13 protein-coding genes are annotated in these 14,824 nt (G+C 70.1%); 2 read left to right on the forward strand and 11 right to left on the reverse strand.

The features are described 5' to 3' along the window. Positions 1 to 6: 6 nt before the first annotated feature. Positions 7 to 1,293 carry a citrate synthase gene (locus D620_RS0101950; RefSeq protein ID WP_017664099.1) on the reverse strand — a complete coding sequence of 429 codons (1,287 nt, stop codon included), beginning with the start codon at positions 1,291 to 1,293 and terminating at the stop codon, positions 7 to 9. 69 nt (positions 1,294 to 1,362) lie between these two features. Beyond that, positions 1,363 to 2,799: a glutamate--tRNA ligase gene (gene gltX / locus D620_RS0101955; RefSeq protein ID WP_017664100.1), complete on the reverse strand. Its 1,437-nt coding sequence runs from the start codon at positions 2,797 to 2,799 to the stop codon at positions 1,363 to 1,365. Positions 2,800 to 2,960: 161 nt separating this feature from the next. Here gltX and D620_RS15495 point away from each other — a divergent pair, with 161 nt between their 5' ends. Both D620_RS15495 and D620_RS16725 read left to right on the forward strand, forming a co-directional pair. Beyond that, a complete protein-coding gene (locus D620_RS15495; protein ID WP_233991928.1) occupies positions 2,961 to 4,610 on the forward strand; it encodes a ComEC/Rec2 family competence protein in 1,650 nt (549 codons plus the stop codon). Next, on the forward strand, positions 4,586 to 5,191 hold the full coding sequence (locus D620_RS16725; RefSeq protein WP_233991929.1) for a hypothetical protein: 606 nt from the start codon (positions 4,586 to 4,588) through the stop codon (positions 5,189 to 5,191). Before D620_RS15495 ends, D620_RS16725 begins: the two co-directional genes overlap by 25 nt. Here the strand turns inward: D620_RS16725 and lexA are convergent. The 9 genes from lexA to D620_RS0102005 all read right to left on the reverse strand — a co-directional run bounded on the left by lexA (position 5,185) and on the right by D620_RS0102005 (position 14,708). Next, positions 5,185 to 5,871, reverse strand: a complete 687-nt coding sequence (gene lexA, locus D620_RS0101965) for a transcriptional repressor LexA (protein ID WP_017664101.1) — start codon at positions 5,869 to 5,871, stop codon at positions 5,185 to 5,187. The two genes, D620_RS16725 and lexA, sit on opposite strands and share 7 nt — an antisense overlap. A 192-nt stretch (positions 5,872 to 6,063) precedes the next feature. Further along, positions 6,064 to 7,245, reverse strand: coding sequence for a molybdopterin molybdotransferase MoeA (locus D620_RS0101970; RefSeq protein WP_017664102.1), 1,182 nt, complete (start codon positions 7,243 to 7,245; stop codon positions 6,064 to 6,066). Then, positions 7,242 to 7,739, reverse strand: coding sequence for a cyclic pyranopterin monophosphate synthase MoaC (gene moaC, locus D620_RS0101975; RefSeq protein WP_017664103.1), 498 nt, complete (start codon positions 7,737 to 7,739; stop codon positions 7,242 to 7,244). Before moaC ends, D620_RS0101970 begins: the two co-directional genes overlap by 4 nt. A gap of 202 nt (positions 7,740 to 7,941) precedes the next feature. Beyond that, positions 7,942 to 8,736, reverse strand: a complete 795-nt coding sequence (gene trpC, locus D620_RS0101980) for an indole-3-glycerol phosphate synthase TrpC (protein ID WP_017664104.1) — start codon at positions 8,734 to 8,736, stop codon at positions 7,942 to 7,944. 4 nt (positions 8,737 to 8,740) lie between these two features. Then, positions 8,741 to 9,733, reverse strand: coding sequence for an anthranilate phosphoribosyltransferase (gene trpD / locus D620_RS0101985; protein ID WP_017664105.1), 993 nt, complete (start codon positions 9,731 to 9,733; stop codon positions 8,741 to 8,743). Continuing rightward, on the reverse strand, positions 9,730 to 10,356 hold the full coding sequence (locus D620_RS0101990; RefSeq protein WP_033375934.1) for an anthranilate synthase component II: 627 nt from the start codon (positions 10,354 to 10,356) through the stop codon (positions 9,730 to 9,732). The genes trpD and D620_RS0101990 overlap by 4 nt, the downstream gene beginning before the upstream one ends. Continuing rightward, on the reverse strand, positions 10,353 to 11,219 hold the full coding sequence (locus D620_RS0101995) for a phosphodiester glycosidase family protein (RefSeq protein ID WP_033375937.1): 867 nt from the start codon (positions 11,217 to 11,219) through the stop codon (positions 10,353 to 10,355). Before D620_RS0101995 ends, D620_RS0101990 begins: the two co-directional genes overlap by 4 nt. After that, a complete protein-coding gene (locus tag D620_RS0102000) occupies positions 11,216 to 12,745 on the reverse strand; it encodes an anthranilate synthase component I family protein (protein WP_081596499.1) in 1,530 nt (509 codons plus the stop codon). Before D620_RS0102000 ends, D620_RS0101995 begins: the two co-directional genes overlap by 4 nt. A gap of 25 nt (positions 12,746 to 12,770) precedes the next feature. Then, positions 12,771 to 14,708 carry a peptidylprolyl isomerase gene (locus tag D620_RS0102005; protein ID WP_017664109.1) on the reverse strand — a complete coding sequence of 646 codons (1,938 nt, stop codon included), beginning with the start codon at positions 14,706 to 14,708 and terminating at the stop codon, positions 12,771 to 12,773. Positions 14,709 to 14,824 lie beyond the last annotated feature (116 nt).

Consider the following 14,824-nt stretch of genomic DNA (forward strand, 5'->3'; position numbering starts at 1 on the left):
CATCGCTCAGCGCTTGTCCAGCGGAATGTAATCGCGCTCCGTGGGTCCGGTGTAGAGCTGGCGCGGACGCCCGATCTTCTGGCCGGGATCCGAGATCATCTCGTTCCACTGCGCCACCCAGCCCACGGTGCGGGCGAGGGCAAAAAGCGCGGTGAACATCGTGGTCGGGAAGCCGATCGCCGAGAGGATGATGCCCGAATAGAAGTCGACATTGGGGAACAGCTTCTTCTCGATGAAGTAGGGATCGTTCAGCGCGATTTCTTCGAGCTGGAGCGCGGTCTCGAACAGCGGGTCGGTGACCTTGAGGCTTTCGAACACCTCGCGCACGGTCTTCTGCATCACCGTCGCGCGCGGGTCGTAGTTCTTGTAGACGCGGTGGCCGAAGCCCATCAGGCGGAAGGGGTCGTTCTTGTCCTTGGCGCGCTCGATGTAATGCGGGATGCGGTCGGGCGTGCCGATTTCGCGCAGCATGTTGAGCGCGGCCTCGTTCGCGCCGCCATGCGCCGGGCCCCACAGGCAGGCGATGCCGGCCGCGATGCAGGCAAACGGGTTCGCGCCCGAGGAACCCGCCAGACGCACCGTCGAGGTCGAGGCGTTCTGCTCGTGATCAGCGTGGAGGATGAAGATGCGGTCCAGCGCGCGCTCGACCACCGGGTTCACCACATAGGGCTCGGCCGGCACGCCGAAGGTCATGCGCAGGAAGTTGCCGGTATAGCTCAGCGAATTGTCGGGATAGACGAAAGGCTGGCCGACCGAATACTTGTAGGCCATCGCCGCGATCGTCGGCATCTTGGCGATCAGCCGGTGCGAGGCGATCATGCGCTGCTGCGGATCGGAGATGTCGGTGCTGTCGTGATAGAAGGCCGACAGCGCGCCGACCACGCCGCACATCACCGCCATCGGGTGTGCGTCGCGGCGGAAACCGCGGTAGAAGGTCATCAGCTGCTCGTGCAGCATGGTGTGGCGGGTGATGGTGTAGGTGAAGTCCGCCAGTTCCTGCTGGCCCGGCAGCTCGCCGTTCAGGAGCAGGTAGCTGACCTCCATGAAGCTCGAATCCTCGGCCAGCTGGCCGATCGGATAGCCGCGGTGGAGCAGCACGCCTTCATCGCCGTCGATGTAGGTAAGCGCGCTTTCGCAGCTTGCGGTCGAGGTGAAGCCCGGGTCGAAGGTGAAGGCACCCGTCTGCGCATAGAGCTTGCGGATGTCGATCACGTCGGGGCCGGTGCTGCCCGCGAGCACGGGGTATTCGTGCGTCTGGCCGCCGAATTCGAGTTTCGCCGTCTTGTCTGCCAAGATCTGTCTCCTGTCCAAAATCCCTGTTCCGGCCCCCCGGCCGGGTGCTTGAGGCCGGTGCGAACCGGCTCAGGCGGCCTGCGCGTCGAGCCGGGCCAGCGCCTCGTCTCGTCCGAGCAGAACCAGAACATCGAATATCCCCGGTGACGTGGTGGTCCCCGTCAGCGCCGCGCGCATCGGCTGCGCCAGCTTTCCGAGACCCAATCCCTGTGCCTCGGCAAGCGCCTTCGTAGTGGCTTCGAGCGCCTCGCTTGTCCAGTCGTTTTCGGCCCTCAGCGCCTCGTAAATCTTGCGCAGGATGGCGCGCGCGTCCCCCTCGAGCAGACTGGCAGCCTTCTCGGTCATCACCAGCGGCCGCTTGGCGAAGAGGAATGCAGCGCCTTCAACCACTTCATTCAGGTTCTTCGCGCGCACCTTGAGCACCGGCATGGCCCGCGCCAGCAGGCCCGCGTCGGCACCATCGCCGATGCGGGCGGCAGCCAGCGCGGCAAGGCGGGCATCATCGGCCTCGCGCAGGTAGTGGCCGTTCAGGTTTTCGAGCTTCTTGATGTCGAAACGCGACGGGCTCTTGCCAACCCCGGCAAGGTCGAAGAGCGCGATCGCCTCCTCGCGGGTGATTTCCTCGCGGTCGCCGTGACCCCAGCCAAGCCGCAGCAGGTAGTTGAACAGCGCCTCGGGCAGGATGCCGAATTCGTCGCGATAGGCCTCGACCCCGAGCGCGCCGTGGCGCTTCGACAGCTTCGCCCCGTCGCTGCCGTGGATCAGCGGGATATGGGCGTAGACCGGGTCCGGCCAGCCGCCTTCGATGGCGTCCATCGCGCGAATGATCGGCAGCTGGCGGAAGGCGTTGTTGAGATGATCGTCGCCGCGGATCACGTGGGTCACGCCCATGTCGTGATCGTCCACCACCACCGCGAGCATGTAGGTCGGCGTCCCGTCGGCGCGCAGGATGATATAGTCGTCGAGCTCCTCGTTCCTCACCGTCACCGGGCCCTGGACCCGGTCGTGGATCGTCACCTCGCCGCTCTCGGGGGTCTTGAGGCGGATGACGAAGGGCGCGCCTGCGGGGGCCTCGGAAGGATCGCGGTCGCGCCAGCGCCCGTCATAGCGCAACGGCTGCTTGCTGGCGCGCTGCTCCTCGCGCATCGCCTCGAGCTCTTCGGGAGTGGCAAAGCACTTGTAGGCGTGGCCCGCCTTGAGGAGCTGCCACGCCACCTCGGCATGGCGCTCGGCGCGGTCGGACTGGAACAGCGGGGGGGCATCGTAATCGAGGCCCATCCAATCCAGCCCCTCGATGATCGCGTCGATCGCTTCCTGGGTGCTGCGCTTGCGGTCGGTGTCCTCGATGCGCAGCAGCGTGCGCCCGCCGTGGTGACGGGCATAGAGCCAGTTGAACAGCGCAGTGCGCGCGCCGCCGATATGCAGGAAGCCGGTGGGCGAGGGTGCGAAGCGGGTCACGACCTCGCCGCCCGGGCTTGTCGGAGTGGTGCTGCTTTCGCTTGCCATGGGCTTTGCTTTCCTGTTCAATTCGAGCGGCTTGGGGCAGGGCAGGCCGGTCGGGGGACAAGCCGATGCGCGATGGGCCGATCATTCCGATGGGAGAGGATCCGGGCAGACCGGAAGCCGCTGCCGATCCGCGCCCGCGCCCTTGGCAAAGTGCGCGGGGCTTGTCCAGCATCGCCGGCGGGCCGGCTCGTCCCGGCGATGCGGCAGAGGCCTTCCTCGCCGGCGCCGGGTTCGAGCGCGCGCCGTGGATCGCGGTGATCTTCGCGGCCGGCATCATCACCTGGTTCGCGCTGCCGCACCCGTGGCAATGGCTGGCGGCGATGGCCGGCGGCGCAGGCCTGGCGCTTGCCGCGCTGGCGCTCTGGCCGCCGGGAACCGCGGCCGACGAGACCCGCGCGAACCTCAGGCTGGCGGCGATCGTCTGCGGCCTGGTCTTCGCTTTCGGCGTGGCGACGGTGTGGGCGCGCTCGGCCATCGTCGGAGCCCCGCCGATCGCGCGTCCGGCGGTGGTGCTGATCGAGGGGCGGGTGCTCGGCCGTGAGGACCAGCCGGGCGAGGGACGCCTGCGGCTGACGCTGGCGATGCGCGATGCCGAGGCGGGGCGGGCGCTCAAGGTCAGGGTCAATGTGCCTCTGGACGCGCTGGGCAAGGGCGGGCCGCCGGCCGGTCTTGCCGAGGGGGCGGTGGTGCGGCTGCGCGCGCGGCTGATGCCGCCGGCCTCGCCGATGCTGCCGGGGAGCTATGACTTTGCCCGCGCGGCGTGGTTCCAGGGGCTTGCGGCGACCGGGACGATGGTCGGCGGGCTGACGGTCGTCGCAGCCGCGCCGGAGGGTGAGGGCCTCGCCCGCTGGCAGCGTGCACTTGCCGCGCATGTGCGCGCCGCAGTGCCGGGTTCGCCGGGCGCGATCGCGGCGGCCTTTGCCAGCGGCGACCGCGGCGGCATCGCCGAGGCCGACGAGGCGGCGATGCGGGATTCGGGCCTCACCCACCTGCTTTCGATCAGCGGGCTGCACGTCAGCGCGGTGATCGCTGCGGCCTATTTCGCAGTGCTGCGGCTGCTGGCCTTGTGGCCCGCGCTGGCGCTGCGGTTGCGCCTGCCGGTCGTCGCGGCGGCGAGCGGGGCGCTGGTCGGGATCGCCTACACCCTCCTCACCGGGGCCGAGGTGCCGACCGTGAGGAGCTGCGTCGCCGCGCTGCTTGTGCTCGGCGCGCTGGTGCTGGGGCGCGAGGCGCTGTCCATGCGGATGGTGGCGGTTGCCGCCGGCTTCGTCCTGCTGCTGTGGCCCGAGAGTGCCATCGGCCCCAGTTTCCAGATGAGCTTTGCCGCGGTCCTTGCCATCGTCGCGCTCTCGAACAGCGCGCCGGTGCATGCCTTCCTTGCCCACCGCGAGGAGCCGTGGTGGATGCATACGGGGCGGCGCACGGTGATGCTGTTCGTCACGGGCGTTGTCATCGAGCTGGCGCTGATGCCGATCGTGATGTTCCATTTCCACCGCGCCGGGATGTACGGCGCGCTTGCCAATGTGGTGGCGATCCCGCTTGTCACCTTCGTCGCCATGCCGCTGATCGCGCTGGCGCTGGTCTTCGACCTTGCGGGACTGGGCTGGCCGTTCTGGTGGGTGGTGGAGCAGGCGCTCGTGCTGCTCGTGGGGATCGCGCATGTCACCGCCGGACAGGCCGGAGCGGTGCGCCTGATGCCGCAGATCAGCGCTCTGGCGGTGGCGCTGTTTGCGGCAGGGGCCTGTGGCTCGGCCTGTGGCGCGGAAGGGTGCGGCTTGCCGGACTGGTGCCGGTCGCCGCGGCGAGCGTGATGGTGGCGCTGACCCCGGTTCCCGACATCCTGGTCACCGGCGACGGCCAGCAGGTCGGGATCACGATGCGCGGCCCGGACGGGAGCACGCGGCTTGTCAGCCTGCGCGACAGCCGCTCATCCTACACCCGCGACAACCTCATGGAGCTGGCGGGGGTCGGAGCCGAGCCGGTGCCGCTCGCCGCCTGGCCGGACGCGCGGTGCTCGGAGGCGTTCTGCACCCTCACCGTCGCGCGCGGGGGGCGGTCATGGGTGCTCCTGCTCGGCCGGGACCGCAGCCGGGTCGAGGAGCGCGCGCTCGCTGCCGCCTGCGCCGAGGCCGACATCGTCGTGGCCGAACGCTTTCTCCCGCGCTCGTGCCGCCCGCGCTGGCTCAAGGCCGACCGGCGCTTCCTCGAACGCTCGGGCGGCATCGCCATCGACCTTGCCGCCGGGCGGATCACCACCGTCGCCGCCGGGCAGGGCGAGCATGGCTGGTGGCAGGTGCCCGAGGAGCGGGCAGGGCCTCGAGGCCCCGCCCCTTCGGATCCGGCACCCGCCGCCCAGATCGGCGAAGCTCCTGCCGCTACCGCAGCTCAGTGATAGCGGCGCAGCAGGCCTGCAAGCTTGCCCTGCACCTCGACCTCGTCCGGGCGGTAGAACTGCGGATCATAGGTCGCGTTGGCCGGATCGAGCCGCACCTGTCCGTTCTCGCGGCGCAGATATTTGAGCGTTGCCTCCTCGCCGCGCACCAGCGCCACGACGATCTCGCCATCGCGGGCGGTGTTGGTGCGGCGGACCAGCGCGAAATCGCCGTCGAAGATGCCGGCCTCGATCATCGAGTCCCCCGACACCTCGAGCGCATAATGCTCGCCCGGGCCGAGCAGGGCGGCCGGGACCGGCAAGGTCGACTGGCCTTCGAGCGCCTCGATCGGCGCGCCGGCGGCGATGCGGCCGTGGAGCGGGACCTCGATCACGTCGTTGGCCGGCTTCGCCACGCGCGGCGCGGGGGAGGGCATGGCCACCACATTGTCCGCCGCAGGCGCAGCCGCGCGGGCCGGCGTCGTCATGCCCGGTTCACGGATCACCTCGAGCGCACGCGCGCGGTTGGGCAGGCGGCGCAGGAAGCCGCGTTCCTCGAGCGCGGAGATCAGCCGGTGCACGCCCGACTTGCTCTTCAAATCGAGCGCTTCCTTCATCTCCTCGAAACTTGGAGAGATGCCGGTTTCTTCCAGACGCTTCTGGATGAACTGGATGAGCTCGTGCTGTTTGGCCGTCAGCATTGGTCAATTCTCCTGTGGTCGCACTCACGCCTGCCGCAGGGCAGAGCGTGCCAATCCCTTGCGTGCGCCAAGAGGCACCCTTCAATGGTGCTTTGTCTGCACTTGCCGTTCGCCATTAAGGTGAACGAACAAGGAACAATTAGGCAACCCGTTCGTGCAAGTCAAGCCTGCGCCGTCCGCAACCCGCGCAATTCAGCCATTCTGGAGCAGGAACACCGGCACCGCCTCTCCGGCGCTGACCGCTCCCGAGCCTGCCGGGCGGTCGATCAGCGCGTCCGCCGCCGCCAGCGCCGCGAGCGCCGAGGAGTCCTGCGATCCGGCAAGCCGCACGCGCCCGCCCTCGACCACCGCGCGCAGGAACTCGCGGCGCCGCTCGGTCGGCGGCAGGTCCTCGCCCGCGGTCATGGTGACGGCGCGCGGCAGCGGGTCGGGATCGCCCGTCGCGGCGCGCACCAGCGGCAAGGCGAAGAGGATGGCGGTGACGAAGCTCGACACCGGGTTGCCGGGCAGGCCGAGGATCACCTGTGTGCCTCTGGTGGCGACCAGCAGCGGCTTGCCCGGCTTGATCGCGACCTTCCAGAACGCCGTCCCGGCGCCCCATGCGGCGAGCGCGGGCTTGATGAGGTCGTGATCGCCCACCGAGGCCCCGCCGGAGGTGACGAGGAGGTCCGCCCCCTCGGCCTGCACCAGGGCAGCGGCGAGCGCGTCGCGGTCATCGGGCACGGGGCCGATGCGGGTCACCTCGCAGCCCAGCGGGGCCAGCATCGCGGCGATCATCGCCGCGTTGCTGGCGGGGATCTGGTGGGGGAGGCAGGCGGCAGGGTCGGCACTGAGCTCGTCGCCCGAGTCCATCACCGTAACCCGCAGCCGGCGCGTCACCGTCACCGCGCCGTGCCCGCCAGCCAGCGCCAGCGCGAGGCGGGCCGGAGTGATGCGGGTGCCGCGGGGCAGCAGCAGGTCGCCGGTGCGGAAGTCGAACCCGCGCGGGCGGATGTGGCGGCCGGGCGGCGGGAGCCCGGCTGCGGTCACGGTGTCGCCCTCGCGCACCGCGTCCTCCTGGAGCAGCACCCGGTCAGCGCCTTCGGGCACCACCGCGCCGGTCGAGACGCGCACCGCCTCGCCCGCCCCGAGCGCAGCCGCATGGGGCGCGCCGGCGCGGCTCTCGCCCGCCACGTGCCACGGCCCCTCGCCGGGGCCCAGCGCATAGCCGTCCATCGCCGACAGGTCGGCGGGCGGCTGCGTGCGGGCGGCGTGGAGGTCGGCGGCGAGCCTGCGCCCGAGCGCGGCTTCCGCCGCCACCCCCTCCCCCGGCAGCTGCGGCGCCAATGCCAGCAGCCGCGCCTGCGCGTCCTCCAGACCGAGCAGGTCGCTCAAGCCCCGGCCTCGTCGGCGGCCTGCCAGTCGCCCGACTTGCCGCCGCTCTTGGCGACAAGGCGCAGGCCCTCGATCACCATGCCCTTGTCGATCGCCTTGGCCATGTCGTAGATCGTCAGCAGCGCGACCGAGGCGGCGGTCAGCGCCTCCATCTCCACCCCGGTCTTGCCGGTCAGCGAGGCGGTGGCGGTGACGCGGATCGCGCGCTCCTCATAGGCGAACTCGACATCGACCGCCTCCAGACCGAGCGGATGGCACAGCGGGATCAGCTCGCCGGTGCGCTTGGCGGCCATGATGCCCGCGATCCGCGCCGCGCCCAGCACGTCGCCCTTGGGCGCGTTGCCTTCGCGGATCGCGGCGAGCACGTGCGGGCCCATCGTGATCCGCCCGCTCGCCACCGCGCGCCGCGCCGTCGCGGCCTTGCCCCCGACATCGACCATCCGCGCCGCACCGGCATCGTCGAGATGGGTGAGTCGCGTGCCCCCTTCGTTCACGCCCGCACCTCCCGGGCTGAACCGATGCGCGTGTAGGAGACACATGAGACACTGTCCTGGAGCGGAAAACCCGACCCGGCGGGCCGGTCGCTGAAGGCGGCAGAAAGGGAGGGGGCGGCGCAGGTCATGGGCTCACTCTTGCCAAATTCGCAGGCTGTAGGACAGAGCCCGTTTCGCACCTCTGCGCGCGCGGCGCTCTGCTTCAGGCCGCGCCCGTCAGCAGCGCGGCGGTCGCGGCGGCGAGATCGTCCTGCCGCATCAGGCTTTCGCCGACGAGGAAGGTGCGCACCCCTGCCGCCGCCAGACGCTGGCAATCGGCGTGGCTGTTGATCCCGCTCTCGCCGACCAGCAGCGTGCCTTGCGGCGCGCGCGGGGCGAGCCTTTCGGTCACGGCGAGCGAGGTGGTGAAGGTCTTGAGGTCGCGGTTGTTGACTCCGATCAGGCGCGAGGCGAGGACGCGCGCGGCGCGTTCCAGCTCGGCCTCGTCATGCACCTCGACCAGCACGTCCATGCCCTGTTCGCGCGCGGCGGCTTCGATCTCGGCCATCGCGCTGTCTTCCAAGGCGGCGACGATGACGAGGATCGCATCGGCGCCGATGGCGCGCGCCTCGAGGCACTGCCAGGGATCGACCATGAAGTCCTTGCGCAGCACCGGCAGGGCGCAGGCATTGCGGGCCGCGACGAGGTAATCCTCGTGCCCCTGGAAATAGGGCGCGTCGGTCAGCACCGAGAGGCAGGCGGCGCCGCCCTGTTGATAGGCGGCGGCGTGGGCGGCGGGGTGGAAATCGGCGCGAATGAGCCCCTTGGAGGGGCTGGCCTTCTTGATCTCGGCGATCAGGGCATAGCCGGCGGCGGCGCGGTCGCGCAGGGCGGCCTCGAACCCGCGCGGCGGCGTCTGCGCGGCGGCGGCGGCTTCGAGCGCGGCGGTGGTGGTGGCCGCCTTGCGCGCGGCGACTTCCTCGCGCTTGGTGGCGCAGATTTCCTCGAGCTTGTTCATCACATCACTTCGCTAGCGCAATCCAGCGCTCAAGCAAGGCCAGCGCGGCGCCCGAATCCAGCGCCTCGGCGGCCAGCGCGGCGCGCCCGGGCCAATCCGCGCCGCGCCCTGCGACGGTCAGCGCGCCCGCCGCATTGAACAGCACCGCATCGCGATAGGGGCCGGGGGTGCCCATCAAGAGCGCTTTCAGCGCGGCGGCATTGTGCTTGGCATCGTCCCCGCGGATCGCCTCGATGGGCGCATGGGGCAGGCCCGCCGCCGAGGCGTCGATCCGCTCCATCGTGAAGGCGTTGCCGGTCACCACCGCAACCTCGTTGCCGCCGGCAAGGCTCAATTCGTCGAGACCCTCGTCGCCCGAGACGATCAGCGATCTGCCGGTGCCAAGCCTTGCCAGCGCGCCGGCATAGATCGGCACATAGGCGGGCCGGGCGATGCCGATCAGCTGGCTGGTGACGCGGGCCGGGTTCGACAGCGGGCCCATCAGGTTGAAGATCGTGCGCTGGCCGATCCGCACCCGGATGGGCTGGATGCGCGCCATCGCCGGGTGGTGGTTCCTGGCGAAAAGGAAGCAGATGCCGATCTCGGCGAGGGTCTTTTCCGCGGTGCGCCCGGCGGCGTCCATGTCGAGGCCGAGGGCTTCCAATGTGTCCGCCGCGCCCGCTTTCGAGCTGGCCGCGCGGTTGCCGTGCTTGGCCACCGGCACCCCGCAGGCGGCGACCACAAGGCTCACCGCGGTCGAGACGTTCAAGGTGTGGTGCCCGTCGCCGCCCGTGCCGCAGACGTCGATCGCGCCTTCGGGCGCGGGAATCGGGATCAGCCGCGCGCGCAGGGCCCGCGCCGCCCCGGCGATCTCGTCCGCCGTCTCCCCGCGTGCGGAAAGGGCGACGAGAAAGGCGGCGATCTCGTCTTCGGACGGCGCGCCGTCGAGCAGGGTGCCGAAGGCCGCCTCGGCCTCGGCCTCGGCAAGGGGCGCGGTGATGTCGGGGAGCAGGCTCACGCGGTGAGCCTTGTGGGCAGCACCGGCTCCAGCCCGCACACCGCCAGGAAATTGGCGAGCAGCGCATGGCCGTGTTCGGTGGCGATGCTTTCCGGGTGGAACTGCACGGAATGGATCGGGAGGCTCGCGTGGCGGAAGCCCATCACGCTGAGGTGATCGGCGCCGGGGGTTTCGGCATGGGCATTGGCGACGAGCTCGGCGGGCACGTTCACCACTTCAAGGCTGTGATAGCGCGTGGCGATGAAGGGGGAAGGCAGGCCCTGGAACACCCCTGTCCCGTCATGGCTGACCGGCGAGGTCTTGCCATGCATCAGCCCGCCGCGCTGCACCGTGCCGCCGAAATGCTGCCCGATCGCCTGGTGGCCGAGGCACACGCCCATCAGTGGCTTGCCCGCGTCCGCACAGGCCGCGACCAGATCGAGGCTGATCCCGGCCTCGTTGGGCGTGCAGGGGCCGGGTGAGATCAGGAACCCGGCCGCATTGGTGCGGATCGCCTCGGCCGCGGTCAGCGCATCATTGCGCTCGACGCGGACCTCGGCCCCCAACTCCATCAGGTAATGGACGAGGTTGAAGGTGAAGCTGTCGTAATTGTCGATGACCAATATCTGCGGAGTGGGGATCATTGCTCGGGCGCCTCTGATGATGCCGCTGCCGGTTTCGTCTCGCGCTTGGTCACCACGATGATCGGCCCCACGCGGCCCTTGTCCATGCGGCCCTTCGCCGGGTCCCACAGCGAGGAGATCGCGCCGTCGAGATAGAGCGCGTTTTTGACCTTCAGCACGTCGCGGTAATAGCGCGCGAGCTGGCCGAAGCTGACCGGCGCGCCGGAGATGACGAAATGCGCCTTGCCGCTCGCGTCGACCCCCACGGCGTTGCGGATCGCCTTGGAGGGGCCGTCGTCCTGCACCTCGGGGTGGAGCTTGCCGTCAACCAGCAAGAGCGGCCCCGATTGCGTGCCGAATTGCGGGCGGTCGCCCACGGTGTTGAAGAAGGTGTTGCTCCCCATCACCTGCCACTTGCTGCCGGTGCCGAAGAACACCCCGTTGGGCTTCATGTAGAAATTGCCCTCTCCGTTGGCGCGGTTCAGCTCCTTCAGGCGCTCGCCGTTCTCGACGTAGTAGCCGATGGCCTTGAGGTCATCGCCATACATCCCGCCGTTGATGGCGAAGGCGACCTGCGCGGGATCGACGCTGGCGGCGAATTTGGCGAGGCTGGCGAAGGGCTGCTTGTCGGCCCCGAGGTTCGCCATGGCGATGGCGTGCTGCGCGGGATCGGCGATGCAGTGGGTGAGGGGGACGCTCTCGAAGGTCACGTCCTCGCAGGCCGAGGGGCCGAGGTCCGGCGCGGCGGTTTCGGTGGCGAGGGCGAGCGGCTCTGCGGCGTCGGAACCGTCGAACTTGACCTTGACCAGCGCCTCGCCCGCCGGCGCGTCCGAGCAGGCGGCAAGCGCCACTAGGGCGGCGAGGATGAGGGTTATGCGCGTCATTGGCCGTACCCCGGCTCGCCCGCGACCCGCACGGCCTCGCGCGCGGCGGCGATCAGCGCGCCGGCCTTGGCGCGGCATTCGGCGAGCTCGTAATCGGGATCCGAATCGGCGACGATCCCCGCGCCGGCCTGCACGTGCATCACCCCGTCCTTCACCACGGCCGTGCGCAGGACGATACACGAATCGAGGCTGCCGTCGGGCGCGAAATAGCCCACGCCCCCGGCATAGGCGCCGCGCGTCTCGGGCTCCAATTCGGCGATGATCTGGCAGGCCCTGATCTTTGGCGCGCCCGAGACCGTGCCTGCCGGGAAGCCTGCGAACAATGCGTCGAGCGCGTCGCGATCCCCTGCCAGCTCGCCCACCACATTGCTGACGATGTGCATGACGTGGCTGTAGCGCTCGATGGTGAAGCTGCCGGTCACCTCCACCGTGCCTGCCGCCGCCACCCGGCCGACATCATTGCGACCCAGATCGAGCAGCATCAGGTGCTCGGCGCGCTCCTTGGGATCGGCGAGGAGGCTCGCCTCGTTGGCGACATCTTCCTCGCGCGACGCGCCGCGGGGGCGGGTGCCGGCGATCGGGCGGATCGTCACCTCGCCCTCGCGGACCCGCACCAGGATCTCCGGCGAGGAGCCGACCAGCGCGAAACCGGGCAGGTCGAGGAAATAGAGGAAGGGCGAGGGGTTCACCCGCCTGAGCGCCCGGTAGAGCGCCAGCGGGGGCAGGGTGAAGGGGCAGGTGAAGCGCTGGGCGAGCACCACCTGGAAGATGTCGCCGGCCAGGATGTAGTCCTTGGCCGCGAGCGCCATCGCGTTGTAGTCATCGGGCGCGATCACGGGCGCGAGGTCGGGGAGGGTTTCGGGCAGGGCTTCGGCCGCGCCTGCGGGCACGCCCTGGCCGAGCTGGCTCAGCGCCGCATCGATCCGTTCGCCCGCACGTTCCACGGCCGCCTGCGGATCGGCCGCCTCCCAGATCGGCGCGATGGCGAAGAGCGCGTTGGTGAGCCCGTCGAACACCAGAATGACCGTCGGCCGCACGAACAGCATGTCGGGCAGGGCAAGCGGGCTGTCGGGCGCGCGCGGCAGGGTCTCGACAAGGCCGATGGTCTCGTAGCCGAGATAGCCGACAAGGCACGCCAGCGCGGGCGGCAGGCTGTCGGGCATGGGCTCGATGCGGCAGGCATCGGCGAGCGCGCGCAGTTCGGCCAGCGCGTTGCCCGCGAGCGGCGTGAAGGCCTCGCGGTCGGTGCGCCACTGGCTGTTCACCTCTGCGCGCGCGCGCGCGGCGCGGAACACCAGATCGGGATCGAGCCCGAGCAGGCTGTAGCGCCCGCGCACCTCGCCGCCCTCGACGCTTTCGAGCAGGAAGTCGCCGCGCCCGGGCACGATCAGCCGCCGCGCCGCGCCAACCGGCGTGTCGCTGTCGGCGATGATCCGCCGCCACACCAGCGCCGGACGCCCTGCGGCAAGGCAGGCGGCAGCGGCGGCGGCGTTCTCGGGCAGGCCTGCCGGGGCTGGAGCGGTCACGAAAGGCTCACGGGACGTGCCGGCCTTACTGCGCGGGATCGCCGGCGAGCTGCTTGCGCACCGCCGCGATCCCCGTCTCGTTGCGGGTCACGCCCAGTTCCTTGCGCATCGCCGCGCTCGCCTGCTGGCGGTATTCGGCAGCCAGCGAGGCGCCGAGCTGCTGGCGGGGCTGCACCACCAGTTCGGGCTCCTTGTCGAGCGGCAGAGTGGTGATGTCGTCGAGATCGACGATGTACCAGCCCAGATTGCGCGGCCCTTCGAGCGCCTTGGTGGTGCCTTCGGCCATGCTGAACAGCAGCACCAGCGGCGGAGCGATGCGCCCGCGCTGCTGGGCGAGCAGCTGGCGCCGTTCAAGATCGATCGGCTCGCGCTCGAAGCCCGGCCTGTTCTCGGCGGCGAGCGCGGTCTCAAGGCTCATCCCGCCGCGGATCTTGGCAATGATCCGGTCGCTTGCCTGCTTGGCGAGCACCGCGCCCTGCGCGCGCTTCCAGGCGGCAATCGCGGCATCGCGCACCTCGGCGAGCGGCGGAGCCAGGGCTTCCTCGGTGCGGGCGACTTCGAAGATCACGTACTGGTCTTCGCCCACCGGCGCGAGCTGCGGCTCGCTCTCCTCCATCCCGAAGGCGGTCTGGAGCACCTGCGCGAGCTGCGGCACGATCTTCTGGTCGGGCGCGCCGAACACCTGTCCGCTGGCGAGCAGCGGCGGCGTGGTCTCGACCTTGAGGCCGTTCTCCCTCGCCACATCGGCAAGCGCCGTGCCGCCGTCGATCTCGCCCTCGATCTCGGCGACCCGGTCGGCGATCGCGGCAGCGCGCTTTTCGGCGGTGAGGGCGTCGGTGATTTCGGGCATGGCCTGCGCAAGGCTGCGCGCGGGCGTGCTCTCGACGGCATCGAGCCGCGCGACATACCAGCCGAGCGTGCCCTGTGCCGGCTCGATCACTGCGCCCCTGGCTGCCTTGAAGGCGTTCTGCGCGAAGGCGAAGCTGGTGGCGCCGGCGAGCGCCTCGCGGTCCTGCGGATCGAGCTTGGAGGCGGTGAAGCCGGCTTCGCGCGCGGCGGTCTCGATCGGGGTGCCGGCCGCGATCCGCGCGGCGAGCGACTTGGCGGCGTCCTGCGTTGGCACCACGAAGGTCGTCACGGCGCGCTTTTCGCTGGCGGCATATTTGGCACCGTCGCGCTTGTAGCGCGCGGCGATTTCGGCCGGCGTGGGCACGGCGTTGACCTTGAGGCTATCGCTGCCGAACACGGCAAAGCGCAAGGTGCGGCGTTCCGGGCGGATGAACTGGGTGCGGTTGTCCTTGTAGAAGGCAGCGAGCTGCGCCTCGGTGGGATTGCCCGCCGGGGCATAGGCGGCGCTCGGGATCAGCGCGATCGTGCCCTTGCGCTTCTCCAGCACCAGCGCGGCATATTGGCGCGCGATCTTTTCGGGCAACTGCGGCGCAGCCACCGCCGAGCGCAGCAACTGCTGTTCGATCAGCCCGTCTTCCAGATCGCGGCGGAAGGTCTGGACCGACAGGCCGGCATTCCTGAGCGCGGCCTCGAAGGTCTTCTGGTCGAAGGCGCCGGTCGGGCCCTGGAAGGCGGGAATCTTGAGAATCTCGCTGTTGACGAGGTTGTCGCCCGCCCGCAGCCCGTGGGTGCGCCCGTATTCGCCCACGGTATAGCGGTCGATCAGCTGCTCGATCACCTGGTCGAGCCCGCCCTCGGCGATGAATTCGGGCATGGTCAGCGTCGGGTTCTGGGCGCGCACCTGCTTCAGTGCCGTGTTCGCCGCCACGCTCAGATCGGAGAGCGGGATGTCCTCGTTGCCGACCACCGCCAGCTTGTCCCCGCCCGAGACGCCGGAAAAGTTGGTCGAGGACAGGTCTCCTGCCGCAAAGGCGACCGCGATCAGGGCGAGGAAGGCCAGAACCAGCGGCAGACCGATCTTCGAGGAGAAAAAGCGGCGGAAAAACGAAATCATGTGCGTAGTGATCCCATCCGGGGCAGGCCGAGAGTGGCCGCCAATAATCGGGCAAGCGATGCGCCGGGCGCGGCGCGCGCGTCGCTTTATAGGCCATGCGACCGCGCGGCAACAGG

Source organism: Porphyrobacter sp. AAP82 (assembly GCF_000331285.1).
Classification (GTDB): Bacteria; Pseudomonadota; Alphaproteobacteria; order Sphingomonadales; family Sphingomonadaceae; genus Erythrobacter.

Bases quoted from the DNA above. Each gene is read 5' to 3' on its own strand.
- gltX (WP_017664100.1), bottom strand. From the start codon at position 2,799: ATGGCAAGCGAAAGCAGCACCACTCCGACAAGCCCGGGCGGCGAGGTC.
- lexA (WP_017664101.1), bottom strand. From the start codon at position 5,871: ATGCTGACGGCCAAACAGCACGAGCTCATCCAGTTCATCCAGAAGCGT.
- trpC (WP_017664104.1), bottom strand. From the start codon at position 8,736: ATGAACAAGCTCGAGGAAATCTGCGCCACCAAGCGCGAGGAAGTCGCC.
- D620_RS0101990 (WP_033375934.1), bottom strand. From the start codon at position 10,356: ATGATCCCCACTCCGCAGATATTGGTCATCGACAATTACGACAGCTTC.
- D620_RS0101995 (WP_033375937.1), bottom strand. From the start codon at position 11,219: ATGACGCGCATAACCCTCATCCTCGCCGCCCTAGTGGCGCTTGCCGCC.
- D620_RS0102005 (WP_017664109.1), bottom strand. From the start codon at position 14,708: ATGATTTCGTTTTTCCGCCGCTTTTTCTCCTCGAAGATCGGTCTGCCG.